Genomic DNA, 14571 nt, shown 5'->3' on the forward strand with positions numbered 1-14571 from the left:
GCGCTCTTAGTTGCCTTCTTGGTAAGGGGCCGTAGCTCAGTTGGGAGAGCGCGTCGTTCGCAATGACGAGGTCAGCGGTTCGATCCCGCTCGGCTCCACCATCCTTCGCTCGCTACACGAGCTTCGGCTGGGCAGGCCCAATGCTTATCCGAACGAAGGATGTCCCGCCGTCAGTTGGGATTGCAGGCCGCCAGGCGATGCTCCAAACCTAGTGAGTTGATTTAACTAATTTCTTGGCCACTTGAGCGCACCTTGTTCTGGCGGAAGTATAAGCTTTTGCCCTGCATTAACGGCATCCATGATTCCGCCGCCGAGATTCAAATCCAACATTAGCATCAAGTCGCTAAGGTCCGCATACTGTATCGCCAAACCGCGCCGCTTGAATGCCGCCAATTCACTGGGCTTGCTATACAGCGCTACGCCCCATTTTTCTGAGAAGGCGCTGCTTGAATTGGCTCTGCGAGAGGTCGGCGTAATCCTTACATATTGAAAGCCCTTGATCGCGGCCACTCGGCGATTCATGCAGTGACTCAATATCAATTGGGCAATGTTCTCGTCGGGAAAAGCCCTTCGATATGCCTCCCGATAGCGCGTGTAACTTACATGCGCCCAAACTTGTTCTCGCCGGTGAAATACCGCGGATCCCTCTTTTTCCCAGATGGGAAGACTTTCACTGCGGGGCGGCGGCTCATCTACATGAACCAGGAAAGCTCCCGGCGGGGTCCTGCGGCCTAGGTGCTGAACGATCTCGCCAATGTGGGTGTGAATTGCTGCTTCATCGACGGCAGCGACAGGTACGTGCAAGCATTCCGGAATTCCGAACGTGTGGAGAACCTGTTCCCTCGCAGCCGTGTCGATTTCGCGCGCCATCCAGCAGGATGTGCTTTTCCTGCATGAGAATGCAACCCTCGCCAACCAAGGCTGGGCACGCGGATGGCAGGGTTTGGACACGAAGGTGTGGCATCTGACGGCTCGCTCTTGCCGAGCGAAGGGTGTCCCGCCCTGACCTTGGCGAAGGCGGACTGCACCGCCGACCCCCAGCTATCGATAGCCGCACACCTAGGCGCCAGCCAGATCGGGCAGGGCTTGGCTGAGGCGGGCGACGGAGCCGATCATGCGGCGCCAGTCGAGATCATCGCCCGGGCGCTTAAGCGCGCCGATCACGTTGGGGAATTGTCTGGCTTGCTCAATCGGACCCGGCTCGGAGCCGATCGCCATCACCGGCAGGCTGCGAAAGCGTGCATCGGCCTGCATCTGTTCCAGCAACCACACGGCGTCCGGCGCGCCCGGCTTGAGGCCGATCAACACGCAGACCGGACGGCGACCACTCGGCGCCTCGGCCCAGCAACACATCAATTCCCAAGCATGGCGGGCTGACCCGGCGTGTTCGAGCTGGACATTGACGGACACGCGCTCAAACGCCTGCTGGATCGCCGCGACATCGGCCGGTTCGTCCTCGACGAGCAAGACGCGTTTCATGCGCTGACGCGTCGATCCGGCGCGGATGTTAGCCTGGAGTATCGCAGAAGCTGCATCCCGGTTGACTCTCGCTGTCCAGACGGCAATCGCCGCAAACTTCGCCCGCCCGCCGACCGGCGGGCCTGCACATACCCAAACATGGAAACGCGGCAACCGCCCATGACCGCGATCACGCTGAGAGCAAAAACCTCAAGGATTTCGGGGCTCCCGGGAACGCTTCCTTTACCGGGCCGTGCCATTCTGTTGGCATGAACAAGACATTTCGCCATTCCCTATTGACGGCATGCACCCTCGCCTTCGCGCTCGGCCTTGCGTCCAACAGCGCCGCTATGGCGAGCAGCAACTCGCCGCCGGCGCATGGCGAAGCGCAGGCCGATGACAGTCGCCATCGCAGCCTGACCTCCTCCAACACCTACCTGCCGTTGCCGCCGCTAATGGCGACAGTTCAGGCTGATCACCGCGCGCGTGGCAATCTGCAGATCGAGGCCGGGCTGGAAGTTCCGGACGCACGGCTGCGCCGCCGTGTCGAGCAGATGATGCCGCGCCTGCGCAACGCCTATGTCACCGCAATGAGCATCTATACCGGTGTCAATTACCGCTTCGGCGACGTACCCGATGCTGACCGGATTGCGCAATTGCTGCAGGACGCGACCGACATGACTCTCGGAACCGAGGGCGCGCAGGTCTTGATCGGCATGGTCATCATCAACACCGACTGAGGCGTTTCAATGATTGCTGTTGGCCGGATCCATAAAATGGACAACGGACAGCGCCGCCAACAGGGTAATCGCGCGCAATTCCACACCTTCGGGCGGCAAGTAGATTTTGGATTTGAAGACACCGTAATCCATGCCGCCAATTTCCTGTTCGCCATCCAGAATAACATAGCCGGGCACGCGCCCTGACGGAAACGCGGTGCCACTCAGTCTTTGCGTTCTCAGCCGCAGGGTTTGCCCGCCATAGGTGATCTGTCCGGCGCGCTCATTGCGCCCCATGCCGGCAAAACCCCGGCTTCGCTGCAGCGCCAGTTCGAAACGGGCCCCCTCGATCAAGGCGCCATCGCGGGAGAATGTGCAGACATAAGCGAGATCCTCGTGCGCCCACTCGATCCACAGGAAGTCCCAGTCGAGCTGTCCACCCTCGCACTCGGCCGTGACCATGCCCGTCTCAAAGCCCGGGCCGGTGACGGAGAAGCTGGCGCGTGAATAATTACGCTGCCGACCGAAGCCGGAGCTGTAACTGCCCATGCCCGACCATTGTCCGGTCCACTCGCCGGCGCGCCATTGATTGTGGCGATCACGGCGAAAACGCTCGACTTCCAATCTTTCCGTACGCTCGATCATCGGAAGCGCGGCGGCACTCGCCGCCACCGCTGGATCGGCCGGCTGCAGCAGCAGCGCCATGGCGATCATTAAGCCGGTCATCTCTGCCCTCCCAGAAACACGGCCCGATCTTCGCCCAAAGCAGCCGAAATCACAAGCCGGGGCTCAATCTTCCCCCTTTGGCTTTCTCGCGTCAGCCGGTGACCTTGTCCATAAAGCGTGCGAGTTCGAGATCGAGGCCGGTGACGCCGCCAGCATCATGAGTGGCCAGCGTGATCTCGACACGGTTCCAGACATTGAACCATTCGGGATGATGATTCATCGCCTCGGCCTTGACCGCCACTCGGCTCATAAAGCCCCAAGCCTCGTTGAAATCGGCGAATTGATAGGTTTTGTGGATAGCGTCGCGGTCCTCCACAGCGGCCCAGCCGGTCAATTGCGCCAGCACCGCCTGCGCGCCCAGTTTTGTCTGTGTCATCGTCCAGCTCCCATGATTGGCAAGTCCATCGCCCATGAGGCGAAATTTAACGCTTCTGCGCCCATATTACCCGTCAAACCGGCGTATGGAGCAAGGGCATGACCCATTTTTTGGTATCTGAGGAAAATCCCGAAGGCCGCAAACTCGAGGACATTCTGCTCGAATTGCGGGCCGATATTCTCACCCGTTGCACCCGGATCTCCAGTGATATGCGGCCGGAAGCCCTGCACGTCATGGCGAATAACATGGCCATCCTGCAGCACATTTCGGACGCGATCGAGTTGGCAATGGACTCCACGGCCCTGCTCGACCGGGCCTTCGGCCCATCGCAGACGACCAAGGGCGGTCCGCCCCGCATCGGCGAAGGCTGACTATTCCGCCGGCATCGCCATGACTTCGAGGCCAAGCGCCTGGAACATCGCCATGTCGTCATTCGTTTCGGGATTGGGCGTCGTCAGCAATTCCTCACCGACAAAGATCGAATTGGCACCGGCGAGGAAGCACAGCGCGTGCAATTCCCGGCTCATGCCTTCGCGCCCGGCTGACAGCCGCACGAAGGATTGCGGCATCATAATGCGCGCCGTCGCGATGGTGCGTACGAAGTCGATCCCGTCGAGCGGCTTGCTGTCACCGAGCGGTGTGCCCGGCACGGCGACGAGGTGATTGATCGGCACGCTTTCCGGCTGCGGTGACATGATGGCGAGCTCGGTCAGAAGCCCGATGCGCGCATCCTCGCTTTCGCCCATGCCGACAATGCCGCCAGTGCAGACATGAATGCCGGCGCCGCGCACCTGGGCCAGCGTGTCGAGCCGGTCCTGATAGGTCCGCGTCGAGATCACCCGACCATAATCTTCCGGCGCCGTATCGAGATTGTGATTGTAATAATCCAGCCCGGCATCGCGCAGGGTTTCCGCTTGGCCATCGCCGAGCATGCCGAGCGTGACGCAAGTCTCCATCCCCAGCGCCTTGACGCCAGAAATCATGGCGCAAACTTTCGCTTCATCGCGCGGTTTCAGTGATCGCCAGGCGGCACCCATGCAGAAACGCGTCGCGCCGCCGGCCTTGGCCCGTTCGGCGGCGACCAGAACCTCATCCAGCGGCATCAGTTTTGACGCGGTCAGGCCGGTGTCAAAATGCGCCGACTGGCTGCAATAGCCGCAATCCTCGGCGCAGCCGCCGGTCTTGATCGACAAGAGCTGGCTGGTCTGGACCTGATTGGCGGCGTGGCACCGTCTGTGCACGGCTTGGGCGGTGAAGATCAGGTCGTTGATCGGGGCGCGGTAGACTTCCGCGGCTTCGGCGCGCGTCCAATCGGAGCGTGGCTGCCGCAGGTAGTCGATATCATTGGATAAAGCAGACATGTTTCATTCGCCCCGAAACTATTCGCACGAACCTAGAAACCCTGGAGCCGCGCGTCCAGATGCGGGACTGCGTTGGGGTGGGCGTGTGCTGTTTGTGACCATGATCTATCTCATCACTGATCTGGCGCTCCAGCCGGGCATTCCGGCACCGGCAGAACTGTTCGGTCCCGACAAGGTCCAGCACATCTCGGCATTCTTCGTTCTGACCTTGCTGGCGCGCATGGCATGGCCGCGACGTGTCTGGGTGATGCCAGGCACATTGCTGGCCTACGGGATCTGGATCGAATGGGCGCAAGCCCTTGAAGGCGCGGGCCGCACAGCATCGGGTGCGGATATCGCCGCCGACCTGATCGGCATTACAATCGGGGCCTTGTTGGCCAATCTGGTCACCCGTCTGAGCCGGACATAAAAAAGCCCCGCCGAAGCGGGGCCTTCTCATCATTTCCAACGACCGACTACTCGGAAGCCGTCGCCGCAGCGGCCTTGGCCGCCTCAAGCTTGGCGAAATACTCCTTGCTCATCTTGAAGACCAAGGGTGACAGAACCAGCAAGGCCACCAGATTTGGCGCCGCCATCAGGCCGGTCAGCGTGTCCGTCGTCAGCCAGAAGGTGTTCATCAGCTCGGTGATGTTGTCGCCCGCATACAGAAGCATGGTCGCGAACATGATCATCGCCACCCACAGCCAGCGGAATGGGGTCACGATTTTCTCGCCGAACAGGTATTCCGCGCAACGCTCGCCATAATAGGACCAGCCCAGAATGGTGGTGAAGGCGAACAGGGCCAGCGCTGCGGCCACGAAGTGCTGACCGAAGCCCGGCAGAGCCGAGGCGAAGGCGTCACTGGTGATGCGCGCGCCGGTTTCGCAGATTTCCGGCGAGGTGCCGCCGAGTGCGAACAGGCCGGCATCGCATTCGGCCGGAATCACACCGGAGGTGAGGATCGCCAGGCCAGTGATCGTGCACACCATGATGGTATCGATGAAAGTGCCGAGCATGGCGATAATGCCCTGGTCGACCGGATCATTGTTTTGCGCCGCAGCGTGCGCGATTGGGGCCGAGCCTTGGCCGGCCTCGTTTGAGAAAATGCCGCGTGCGACGCCGCGTTGCATCGCCAACATGATCAAGGCGCCGGAGAAGCCGCCCGCCGCCGCGCCGAAGCCGAAGGCGTTGGAGAAGATCCGGTAAAACGCGTCAGGGATGCCGGTATAATTGAGCGCCACGACAACCAGGCCGACGGCAATATAGGTCAGCGCCATGGCCGGAACGACCTTTTCGGCAACGCTGGCGATCCGTTTGATGCCGCCCAGAATGACAAGGCCAGCAAGGACGGCAATCACCGCGCCGGTGATCCAGTATTCAACGCCATAGGTGTCGCCGATCGTGCGAACGACTTCCACAGTCTGGATCGCATTACCGGTACCGAGCCCGGCCAAAACGCCGAACATGGCAAACAGGCCGCCGAGCCAGACGAAGCCCTTGCCCATGCCGTTCTTGATATAATACATCGGCCCGCCAACCCGGCGGCCATCGGCGTCGACTTCGCGGAATTTAACCGCCAGCACGCCTTCGGAAAACTTGGTGGCCATGCCGACGAGCGCCGTCATCCACATCCAGAACAGCGCGCCCGGCCCGCCAATGGCAATGGCCACGGCGACGCCAGCGATATTGCCTGTCCCGATGGTTGAGGACAGCGCCGTCATCAGGGCGCCGAACGGGGTGACATCGCCTTCGCCTTCAGACTTTCGTCCCTTCATCAGCTCGCCAAAGGCGAAACCGATCTTGCGCAAAGGCATGAAGCCCAGCCCAACGGTGAGATAGATGCCGGTCCCCAGCAACAGGATCAGCATGGGTGGTCCCCACACCATGCCGTTTACAATATTGACGTAGCCCGTGACGACATCGAGTGTCGTCGTATCGGCAGTCCCGATAATGTCTTGCATAATCTTCCCCGATTTCTGCTTGCGCGCACCTTAGGCAGGAGCGGTCGGGATTGAAAATGGTTTTGTGCGGTTGCCGTGCCTCAAAGAGATTAATCTGCGGCGGCCGTTACGACCTCGATCGCGAACACGCCCCAGAGCCAGTCATCATCGGACATGCCAGCCAGGGCGGGGTCGCTGCCGCGCGGCCAGACCAGCATCGCCGGACCGAAACCGCCAATGCCGAGCGGCTGCCCGTTCATCCGCAGGGCCAGGATGACATCATGCTGACGCACGCGGTCGATATCAATCTCGCGCTGATAACCATCAAGGGCCGTAACGATCAAACGGTCGCCGCGCGGATTGGCAATATCGAGCACGTCACTGAGCAGGGGCCCGGAAAAGCGTCGGATCGGTCCGCCGAGCGGGAAGTCGGTTTCAATCGTATGCTGCTCGAGGTCATCGAGGCTGGCCCAGTTGAACAGACAGGCCGCGTCGAAATCCATGCCGAAGGCGCCGAACAGCGGTTCGGTGGCCGGGTCGACCGGCCCGCGGTCCACCGTACCGATCTCGCCATAAATGGTGAGAATATCGCCGCTGGTCCCATCACTGCCGGATGTTGGCCCCTGGCAGGCCGCAACCCCGAGCATCAGGGCAAGCACGATCAAAATCCGGCGCATCAGCAACTCTCCGTTCCACGGTGTCGGCGCAGTCTAGGCCTGCCGCAACACCGTGCAAGTGACAGAGTTAGGCCGACGGGTTGGGCGTCAATCGCCCGGCATCGATCAATTGCTGAAACAGTTCGACCACCGAATCGGCCATCGGTCGATAGTCGACCCCCAGGTCGCGCACGCTCTTGGAATGATCAGCGTGAAAATTGATATCGACGCTCTCGGACACCCGTTTGCGCGTCAGTGCCGAGTTGATGATGGGCCCAAACAGCCAGACGAAGAATTTCGGCATCCGCTTGTCGGCGATCTTGAACTGGTCGCCGTAATGGGCCCGGAGCGCGGCCGCCATCTCGGGGAAGCCGGAATCATGCGCCGACAATATGTAGCGCCCGCTCGCTTCCGGCGTGAAGCCGGCCTTGATATGCGCCGCCGCCACTTCGCGCACATCGACCATGCCGATGCGGAAATTCGGAACGCCATTGGCCATCGCACCGCTGCCGAATTCCATCATGATCGAATAGCTCTCTCCGGTGGTTTGCGGATTGATGCCAGGCCCGAGAATGAAGGACGGATTGATCGCGATCAGGTCCCAGCGATCCTGGGCACCGGCGATTTTCCAACCCTCTTTTTCTGCCAAAGTCTTGGAATAGGAATAGGGCTCTTCGGTCAGGCTCGAACTGGTATTCCACTCGGCTTCGGTCAGCATTTTCTTCGGCATGTTCTTGATATCGGCATTGGTGCTGTAGATTGCGGCACAGCTCGACGTCATCACAACGCGTTTGACAGTCGGCGTCGCATTGGCGGCATTGAGGACATTGCGCACGCCATTGACGGCGGGGTCGACCAATTCGGTCTGCGGATCCTTGACGTTGAGGGTGAAGGGCGAAGCGGTGTGGATCACCAGCTCACAGCCCGCCATCGGCGCCTCGAAGGAGGCGGCATCCATCAGATCGGCCTTGAAATACTTGATCTGGCCCGGCGTGCCGGCGGCAATGGCGTTGAGATATTTCAGGCCATCGACCTTGTCGGGATTGCGCACCGTGGCGTGGACGGTATAGCCGGCTTCAAGCAATTGCTTGACGATGACGCCGGCGAGATAGCCGGTCGCGCCGGTGACCATGATCGGGGCTTGCGGATTGATCTGTGTCATGAGTTCAGTCTCCACTTGGGGCGAGGGCGATGCCGCGCCAGAAAATCTCGAAGGATGTGCGGGCAATCTCATCGACCGGGCTTTCGGGATGAGTTGTCAGGAATTGGATCGCGGCGCCGACCTGCGCCTCGGCCAGCGTTTTGAGCAGGCCCGGATCAATCGGGCGGATCACGCCGCTCGTCATCGCCTCACCGATTAGCTCCAGCGTCGCGGCAAACATGTCGACACCATCGGCGCGCGCGCCCTCACCGATCTCGTCGGAAAGCTTCAATTGTCCCAGCAGGGCATGACGATCAGGATGCGCCCGCGCCCAGTCAATGGCGCCGAGCCAATAGCCCGCCAAGCGGTCGTGCACGCTGCCCGATTGCGGCGCAGCGGCTTGCAAATGGACCGCCCAGGACTGCTTCAGCCCCAGATAGACCGCTTCCACCAGCGCCGCCTTGGACGGGAAATAATTGAACAATGTCCCATTGGCGACACCGGCCTCACGGGCGATCAAGGCCGTCGGCGTGTCCCAGAAACCGCGCTCATGAAACAGGCGGGTCGCGGTCTCGATCAGCTTGGCGCGTTTGGCGATCATGGGGTGGATATAGGGGTGACTGACTGATCAGTCAATTGCAGGAGAGAGACGACTGGGCTCAGAAGCGAACCCACTTTGAAATAGATTAAGCCAAGGGATGAACCGCGCGTAATTGGGACAGTCTTCGCCTAGCTCATCAATCCGATAGCGCACAGCGACTTCTGAAGTGCTTTGACACCCCGCCAAATTGGAGTCAGCAATCAACCCATGTTCAAAAAATTGATTATCCGCAACGTAGGGGTTTTGAAGGCGTTTCACACGCCGGACTCACCGAAGCTGGCTCCACTCACGCTATTCTACGCGCGCAACGGACGTGGAAAATCGACACTCACCTCTGTCATGCGAGCCGCTAGGGACGGAAGTTCCAGCACTGTGCTCGGCCGCCGATCACTTGGAAACGGCAGTGCAGCTCCTGAAGTTACACTCGTAAGTGACGCTGGAAATATCCGGTTTGCAGACGAAAAGTGGACACCAACCGATGCGCCGATAGAGGTATTCGACACTACTTTCATTACGGACAACATCTACGCGGGCGAACTAGTTGAGCTTACGCATGATCGCGGGCTTTTCTCCCTCATAATCGGTGACGTTGGAGTCCGGCTAGCAAAGCACCTCGACCGATTTAATATGCTCGCCAGGAGGACAGCGACAAGCTTGAAGGAAGCTAAGGCTGCTCTCGAAGACGACATCCCTTCGGACATAAGTTTGATTGATTTCATCGCGCTTGCGCCAGATGCAGGACTCCGGAAGCGCCTCGAGACTGCGGAGCTGGAACTCAAAGGAATGCAACAGGTCGACAAAATTGTTGCATTAAAAAGCCTTGTTGACCTTCCAGAGCCAAGCTTTTCTGTCGATTTGGCTGCCGTGTTGGGGAAAACCATTGCGGAAGTGGAAACAACAGCCCGTGATCGCCTGCTCGCACACTTCAGGCATTTCGACTTCGACAAGAGGGGCGAGGCCTGGATCAATTACGGCGTAGAACACATCCACGACGATGCCTGCCCGTTTTGTGGGCGCGAAAATGCCGACGAAAAGGGCTTGGTGACGCTCTACAGCCAGATATTCAGCGAGACTTATAAGAACCACGTCGCCTCGATTACTGAGGCAATAGACAGGTTGAATGAGTCATTGGGCGAAAGCCCGAGATCGGAAGTGGCGAGCAATATTTCAGCCAACTCAGAAGCCGTATCGAAGTGGGCCGAGTTCGTGGCATTCGACTCGGCGTTGCCAGACGTATCGACACTCACAGCCCTACTTACCGATGCCCATAAACTTGCGAAGTCACTCTTGGACCAAAAGCGCGCCGCGCCTCTCGATGAAGTTGATGACTCAGACCGCCTGGTCGCGGCTCAACTCTCACTCGATCGCGCGCTCAGTTTGGCAAAGCAGTACAACGAGGCTGTTGCGGCGATAAATGCGCGCACAGTTGCTGCCCTAGCAGCAGCGCCCGCCACTGAAGCGGTGGCGGCGACCGCTCGCGATGCTCTCAAAAAGCGGATTCTGCGTCACGACGTCGGTGTCCAGAGGCGGGCGGATTCATATCAGACGGCTGAACGGCGCGACGAACGCGCTCGGCGCATCCGATCACAGGTGCAGGGACAGTTGAAGGCGGCTAACGAATCTGCGGCTGAACATTATCATTCGCGAGTTAATCACTACCTCTCTCGTTTTGGTGCGACCTTCCACATTTCCGAAATTACAAACAGCATGCAAGGCAATTCTGGTCAGTCGGACTATCGGTTAGTGATAAAGGGCGAGACTATCGCGCGGGGCCGTGGTCGCGCTCAAGAGGCTGTCCCGACGTTCAGGAATACACTTTCAGCCGGCGATAAGGCGACGCTCGCATTTTCATTCTTCTTGGCAAAACTCGATGGCGACCCCGACCTCTCCCGAAAGACGATTGTCATCGACGACCCGCTGAGCAGCCATGACAGTCATCGGAGAGGTAGAACGATTGAAGAGATCAAAAGCCTCTGCACCAGATGCGCACAAGTTATCGTCCTCTCACATGATGAGTTCCTCCTCCGCGACGTCGGAAATCGCTGCATCGGGGTTCTAAGTTCGGCGTTTGAGATTGAATTCGAGGGTCGCGATCAATGGTCGCGCGCCACGATAGCCGATCTGGATCAGCTGTGCCGCGCCAAGCACGCGAAGTTGAAGGACGAGCTTTCGGCGTTCATCGACGAGCGAAAAGGTAACCCTGACGACATTGTTCTAAAGCTCCGAAGGGTACTCGAGACCCACTACCGTCGCTCATATTCTGCTTACTTTTGCCCCGACCAAAATCTAGGACAGATCATTAGAAAGATCAGCTTGGTTGGCACAGGGCACCCTTGCTATCGTGATTTTGCGAAGTTGGAAAACTGCAACAGCGCGACGTGTGACGAACACCATGGCGACAACGCGACCATTGTGCCTAGGCTTGGGATCGATCCTGACGAGCTGCGCGTAATCGCGATAGATGCTCTAGAGCTGATCGGTGCCCGCATTCCTGAGGGGGCGTCGGGCGGATAGGGTCCGTCGGGCTCGGAACGTGTCTGCAGAGTTCGATACTCTGCGCCGCCATCGGTCTTGCGACGCTGGCGCACTTCCAACGCGACACCTGCATGATCGAGAGCAGGAAACCTGCGTACCAGCGCCGGCCTACTGTCGTGAGCCACCGCTTCAGAGCACAGCGTCATCACCCAGCATCACACCGCGCAGCCCGCCCCCGAAACCTCCGCCCCTGTCGCGGCAAACTGGATCGCTTCGGGGGCGATCAGGGAGGCGATGACGGCGCCGACCTCCAGCTCCGAGACATGGCCGAAATAATGGGCCCGCAAGACGCCTTGCTGGTCGATGATCAGCAGACTTGGGGTGCCGCGCAGCTGGTAGGCGCTCATTGTCCTGGGGAAATTGTCCGGGCCAGCGGCATCAACCGCGACCGGGAAAGTGATCCGGAATTCATGCAGGAAAGCCTCCAGCGAGACGGGCGACATGGCCGCGTGATGTTCGAACACGCTGTGCAGACCGATCACCGCCACCTGGCTTGGCGAAAACGTGCGCTGGATCGATTGCGCCAGCGGGATGCCACGCATGATGCAGCCGGGGCAGAGCATCTGAAAGGCTTCGATGACAACGACCTTGCCGCGCAGGGCCGCCAGGCTCAGCTCGGCTTTGGTATTGAACCATTGCGAGACCATCAGTTCGGGGGCTTGAGTCATGTCTTCCTCGGAGAATTGTGTGCGGCCAGACGGGTGTGGAGATGTGATGCGGCGACGGCCGATCGGTCAATCGGCGTCGCCGCATCCCGGGTTGCTTACTGCACGATGCCCGGCAGCGAGAGATCGCCGGAGGCAACGTCGAACACATCGGTGACGCACAGCAGCGGTGCGTGGATATTGGCGTTGACCCGAAGCGCCCCCGTGACGCCATCATAGCTCATGGCTTCAAGCTCGACATCGCTGGCGAAGCCGACCGTCACGACGATCTCGGGTCCGTCAAACAGCGGCGTGAAGCCGGGGCTGTCGAGGAAGATCGGCAGGCCCGGCCAGGTGGCGGGAAGCCGTGGGGTTTCGCCTTCGGGAATGTCCCGCACGGCCAGGGCGCCCGGGCCACATGTCTCCGTCGGGACCAGCACGACCCAATGGCTATGCCAGAGCAAGCCATCATTGGCCGGATCGCCATCGCGGTTTTCATCAACCAGCGGCGTATCGTCAAAATCCGGGTGACTGGTGGCGGCAAGCGCCAGAATCCCGGTTCCCGGCTCAAACCCGACCGAGGCCGGATCGAGCGAGGTTGGCCAGACATAGGAATAGACCGGCGCGCCGCCCAGCGCCCCGTTCGGGTCCGGCGCTTCGCCGCCTGCGACGCCATGGGTCGTCATGTGAAAGGTCACCTGGTTGGCATTGCGATGGGCGTGGGCGGCGAGAATATCGAATGCGGCGGTGGCGGTTTCACTGGCCGGCGAGATCACAGCCCCATCCTGGTGCAGTGCATGGCTGGCATGATCGCCGTCGGCGAACGCCGCTGTGCTGCCGATCGAAAGCGCGAGCATGGAAACAATCAGTTTTGTCATCGGGTTTGGCCCCTTGGTTGCGAATTGACGGCTCCGATATACTAGCGAGTCGCTACTATTGCAATAGTAATTTCGACTCGCTATAAAGCGGCATGAACCGAAACGAACGCATACGCGCCCTCATCAACCGCCTCGCGCGCCTCGATGCAGCGCAGACTTGGGACGGAGCGCTCAACCCGGCGCAACGCAGCGCGCTCGACTATCTCGGCCAAGCCAACCGCTTCTCCCGCTCGCCCTCCCACGTCGCCGAATATCTCGGTGCCACGCGCGGCACGGTCTCCCAGACCCTGAAGGCACTCTCACGCAAAGGCTTTGTCAGCGAAGAGCGATCGGCCTCTGACAAGCGCTCGATCTCCTACCAATTGACGGATGCGGGCCGGCAGCTGGCTGACGCGAAATCCCTGTTATCGGCGGCCCTTGTGGGACGCGCCGAGGACGAACTCGTCCTCATGGAAACGGCTTTGCGCGGCTTGCTCGGCGCAGCGGTCAGGGCGAACCAGTCGAAACCCTTCGGCATTTGCCACACCTGCCGCTATTTCAAGCCGCAACAGAGCGGCGGGTTTTGTACCCTGTTGCAGGTCGCACTGAGCTCCGCGGAGACGCAACAGATCTGCCATGAACATGAAACTGCTTGAAGCCTGCACCATTTCCGGCCTGTTCACCGGGTCAGCCCAGGCGCGCTGGCCTGGCAAACCCGCGTCTGCCATCAATAAGTCGGCGGTCCAGCACCCCCGAATGCTGACCCTGACCGGCTTCGAAGGCGATCAACAGGCCGACCTGAAAGTTCATGGTGGCCCCGACAAGGCGGTCCACCACTACGCCGCCGAGCATTATGCCAATTGGCAGGCTGAAGGCCTGATTCCGCCCGGCACGCGTCCGGCAGCCTTCGGCGAGAATATTTCGACCACAGGCCTGACGGAACATAATGTCTGCATTGGCGATATTTTCCGCCTCGGGGAAGCGCTGGTGCAGGTCAGCCAGGGCCGGCAGCCTTGCTGGAAACTGAACGCCCACACCGGTCAGGACCAGATGGCCTTTCTGTTTCAGAAAACCCTGCGCACGGGATGGTATTACCGCGTGCTGGAAACCGGGATGGTGGCCTGTGGCGACGACGTCACCTTAGCCGAACGCCCCCACCCGCAATGGTCTGTCGCACGCGTTACGCACGCCCGGTTGAACCAGCAGGCCGCCAAGCGCGATGCGAATGAATTGGCGAGCCTCGAAGCGCTGGCGCCCGGCTGGCGCAAAGCCTTCGCGATGATCGCCGAGAGAGGCCTCAAGGAAGATACATCCAAACGGCTGGATGCGCCCGGGTCATGATCCGTCCAAAGCTAGCTGGACAGGTGTTGGTGCAGTCCGCCTTCGCCGAGGCTATGGCGGGACATCCTTCGCTCGGATAAGTGGAGGCCTGCCCAGCTGAAGCTCGCGCAGCGAGCGAAGAATGGTGCACCCGACGAGATTCGAACTCATGACCTCTGCCTTCGGAGGGCAGCGCTCTATCCAGCTGAGCTACGGGTGCGCACTATTGGGCAGGCTTACCCGATGCGCTTCACGGGC

Annotated in this window: 17 protein-coding genes and 2 tRNA genes; 7 read left to right on the plus strand and 12 right to left on the minus strand. The window is 60.2% G+C overall.

Annotated elements, in window-relative coordinates; genetic code table 11:
- Positions 1-25: 25 nt before the first annotated feature.
- Positions 26-101: transfer RNA gene (locus AAC029_RS04440), tRNA-Ala, on the plus strand.
- Positions 102-225: 124 nt separating this feature from the next.
- Here AAC029_RS04440 and AAC029_RS04445 read toward each other — a convergent pair.
- Positions 226-870, minus strand: coding sequence for a hypothetical protein (locus AAC029_RS04445; RefSeq protein WP_339744378.1), 645 nt, complete (start codon positions 868-870; stop codon positions 226-228).
- A gap of 189 nt (positions 871-1059) precedes the next feature.
- Positions 1060-1479, minus strand: a complete 420-nt coding sequence (locus tag AAC029_RS04450; RefSeq protein ID WP_339744380.1) for a hypothetical protein — start codon at positions 1477-1479, stop codon at positions 1060-1062.
- A gap of 248 nt (positions 1480-1727) precedes the next feature.
- Here AAC029_RS04450 and AAC029_RS04455 point away from each other — a divergent pair, with 248 nt between their 5' ends.
- On the plus strand, positions 1728-2198 hold the full coding sequence (locus tag AAC029_RS04455; RefSeq protein WP_339744382.1) for a hypothetical protein: 471 nt from the start codon (positions 1728-1730) through the stop codon (positions 2196-2198).
- A gap of 6 nt (positions 2199-2204) precedes the next feature.
- Here AAC029_RS04455 and AAC029_RS04460 read toward each other — a convergent pair whose 3' ends face one another.
- The gene (locus AAC029_RS04460; protein WP_339744384.1) at positions 2205-2903 is read right to left on the minus strand and encodes a hypothetical protein; all 699 of its coding nucleotides are present in this window, start codon (positions 2901-2903) and stop codon (positions 2205-2207) included.
- 91 nt (positions 2904-2994) lie between these two features.
- Positions 2995-3279, minus strand: coding sequence for a 4a-hydroxytetrahydrobiopterin dehydratase (locus AAC029_RS04465; RefSeq protein WP_339744386.1), 285 nt, complete (start codon positions 3277-3279; stop codon positions 2995-2997).
- A gap of 98 nt (positions 3280-3377) precedes the next feature.
- Between AAC029_RS04465 and AAC029_RS04470 the strand changes: the two genes are divergently transcribed.
- On the plus strand, positions 3378-3650 hold the full coding sequence (locus AAC029_RS04470) for a histidine kinase (protein WP_339744388.1): 273 nt from the start codon (positions 3378-3380) through the stop codon (positions 3648-3650).
- Here the strand turns inward: AAC029_RS04470 and bioB are convergent, their stop codons facing one another.
- A complete protein-coding gene (gene bioB / locus AAC029_RS04475) occupies positions 3651-4640 on the minus strand; it encodes a biotin synthase BioB (RefSeq protein WP_339744390.1) in 990 nt (329 codons plus the stop codon).
- 85 nt (positions 4641-4725) lie between these two features.
- On the opposite strand from bioB, the gene AAC029_RS04480 reads away from it, so the two are divergent.
- Positions 4726-5049, plus strand: coding sequence for a VanZ family protein (locus tag AAC029_RS04480; RefSeq protein ID WP_339744392.1), 324 nt, complete (start codon positions 4726-4728; stop codon positions 5047-5049).
- A 46-nt stretch (positions 5050-5095) separates the two neighbouring features.
- On the opposite strand, the gene AAC029_RS04485 is transcribed toward AAC029_RS04480, so the two are convergent.
- The 4 genes from AAC029_RS04485 to AAC029_RS04500 all read right to left on the minus strand — a co-directional run bounded on the left by AAC029_RS04485 (position 5096) and on the right by AAC029_RS04500 (position 8957).
- On the minus strand, positions 5096-6580 hold the full coding sequence (locus tag AAC029_RS04485) for a sodium:alanine symporter family protein (protein WP_339744394.1): 1485 nt from the start codon (positions 6578-6580) through the stop codon (positions 5096-5098).
- 89 nt (positions 6581-6669) lie between these two features.
- Positions 6670-7236 (minus strand): molybdopterin-dependent oxidoreductase, encoded by a 567-nt coding sequence (locus AAC029_RS04490; protein WP_339744396.1) that lies wholly within the window; start codon positions 7234-7236, stop codon positions 6670-6672.
- Between the two features lie 67 nt (positions 7237-7303).
- The gene (locus tag AAC029_RS04495) at positions 7304-8377 is read right to left on the minus strand and encodes an NAD-dependent epimerase/dehydratase family protein (RefSeq protein ID WP_339744398.1); all 1074 of its coding nucleotides are present in this window, start codon (positions 8375-8377) and stop codon (positions 7304-7306) included.
- 4 nt (positions 8378-8381) lie between these two features.
- Positions 8382-8957 carry a TetR/AcrR family transcriptional regulator gene (locus tag AAC029_RS04500; RefSeq protein ID WP_339744400.1) on the minus strand — a complete coding sequence of 192 codons (576 nt, stop codon included), beginning with the start codon at positions 8955-8957 and terminating at the stop codon, positions 8382-8384.
- Positions 8958-9164: 207 nt separating this feature from the next.
- Here AAC029_RS04500 and AAC029_RS04505 point away from each other — a divergent pair, with 207 nt between their 5' ends.
- Complete coding sequence (locus AAC029_RS04505) at positions 9165-11471, plus strand: AAA family ATPase (RefSeq protein ID WP_339744402.1); 2307 nt, start codon at positions 9165-9167, stop codon at positions 11469-11471.
- Positions 11472-11647: 176 nt separating this feature from the next.
- On the opposite strand, the gene AAC029_RS04510 is transcribed toward AAC029_RS04505, so the two are convergent.
- Positions 11648-12160, minus strand: a complete 513-nt coding sequence (locus tag AAC029_RS04510; RefSeq protein ID WP_339744404.1) for a redoxin domain-containing protein — start codon at positions 12158-12160, stop codon at positions 11648-11650.
- Between the two features lie 95 nt (positions 12161-12255).
- On the minus strand, positions 12256-13014 hold the full coding sequence (locus AAC029_RS04515; protein WP_339744406.1) for a hypothetical protein: 759 nt from the start codon (positions 13012-13014) through the stop codon (positions 12256-12258).
- A gap of 92 nt (positions 13015-13106) precedes the next feature.
- Between AAC029_RS04515 and AAC029_RS04520 the strand changes: the two genes are divergently transcribed.
- Positions 13107-13649, plus strand: a complete 543-nt coding sequence (locus AAC029_RS04520; protein ID WP_339744408.1) for a MarR family transcriptional regulator — start codon at positions 13107-13109, stop codon at positions 13647-13649.
- Positions 13630-14334, plus strand: a complete 705-nt coding sequence (locus AAC029_RS04525) for an MOSC domain-containing protein (protein WP_339744410.1) — start codon at positions 13630-13632, stop codon at positions 14332-14334. Before AAC029_RS04520 ends, AAC029_RS04525 begins: the two co-directional genes overlap by 20 nt.
- Before the next feature lie 122 nt (positions 14335-14456).
- Here the strand turns inward: AAC029_RS04525 and AAC029_RS04530 are convergent.
- Positions 14457-14533 (minus strand) — tRNA-Arg (locus AAC029_RS04530).
- Positions 14534-14571: the final 38 nt, after the last annotated feature.

Origin of the sequence: uncultured Maricaulis sp., from assembly GCF_963975345.1 — a bacterium.
Classification (GTDB): domain Bacteria; phylum Pseudomonadota; class Alphaproteobacteria; order Caulobacterales; family Maricaulaceae; genus Maricaulis.

Excerpts from the sequence above, each read along its gene's own strand:
- AAC029_RS04520 (WP_339744408.1), top strand. The coding sequence starts at position 13,107 with ATGAACCGAAACGAACGCATACGCGCCCTCATCAACCGCCTCGCGCGC.
- AAC029_RS04450 (WP_339744380.1), bottom strand. The coding sequence starts at position 1,479 with ATGAAACGCGTCTTGCTCGTCGAGGACGAACCGGCCGATGTCGCGGCG.
- AAC029_RS04445 (WP_339744378.1), bottom strand. The coding sequence starts at position 870 with ATGGCGCGCGAAATCGACACGGCTGCGAGGGAACAGGTTCTCCACACG.
- AAC029_RS04460 (WP_339744384.1), bottom strand. The coding sequence starts at position 2,903 with ATGACCGGCTTAATGATCGCCATGGCGCTGCTGCTGCAGCCGGCCGAT.
- AAC029_RS04490 (WP_339744396.1), bottom strand. The coding sequence starts at position 7,236 with ATGCGCCGGATTTTGATCGTGCTTGCCCTGATGCTCGGGGTTGCGGCC.
- AAC029_RS04505 (WP_339744402.1), top strand. The coding sequence starts at position 9,165 with ATGTTCAAAAAATTGATTATCCGCAACGTAGGGGTTTTGAAGGCGTTT.
- AAC029_RS04485 (WP_339744394.1), bottom strand. The coding sequence starts at position 6,580 with ATGCAAGACATTATCGGGACTGCCGATACGACGACACTCGATGTCGTC.
- AAC029_RS04470 (WP_339744388.1), top strand. The coding sequence starts at position 3,378 with ATGACCCATTTTTTGGTATCTGAGGAAAATCCCGAAGGCCGCAAACTC.
- AAC029_RS04515 (WP_339744406.1), bottom strand. The coding sequence starts at position 13,014 with ATGACAAAACTGATTGTTTCCATGCTCGCGCTTTCGATCGGCAGCACA.
- AAC029_RS04525 (WP_339744410.1), top strand. The coding sequence starts at position 13,630 with ATGAACATGAAACTGCTTGAAGCCTGCACCATTTCCGGCCTGTTCACC.
- AAC029_RS04465 (WP_339744386.1), bottom strand. The coding sequence starts at position 3,279 with ATGACACAGACAAAACTGGGCGCGCAGGCGGTGCTGGCGCAATTGACC.
- AAC029_RS04500 (WP_339744400.1), bottom strand. The coding sequence starts at position 8,957 with ATGATCGCCAAACGCGCCAAGCTGATCGAGACCGCGACCCGCCTGTTT.
- AAC029_RS04510 (WP_339744404.1), bottom strand. The coding sequence starts at position 12,160 with ATGACTCAAGCCCCCGAACTGATGGTCTCGCAATGGTTCAATACCAAA.
- bioB (WP_339744390.1), bottom strand. The coding sequence starts at position 4,640 with ATGTCTGCTTTATCCAATGATATCGACTACCTGCGGCAGCCACGCTCC.
- AAC029_RS04495 (WP_339744398.1), bottom strand. The coding sequence starts at position 8,377 with ATGACACAGATCAATCCGCAAGCCCCGATCATGGTCACCGGCGCGACC.
- AAC029_RS04455 (WP_339744382.1), top strand. The coding sequence starts at position 1,728 with ATGAACAAGACATTTCGCCATTCCCTATTGACGGCATGCACCCTCGCC.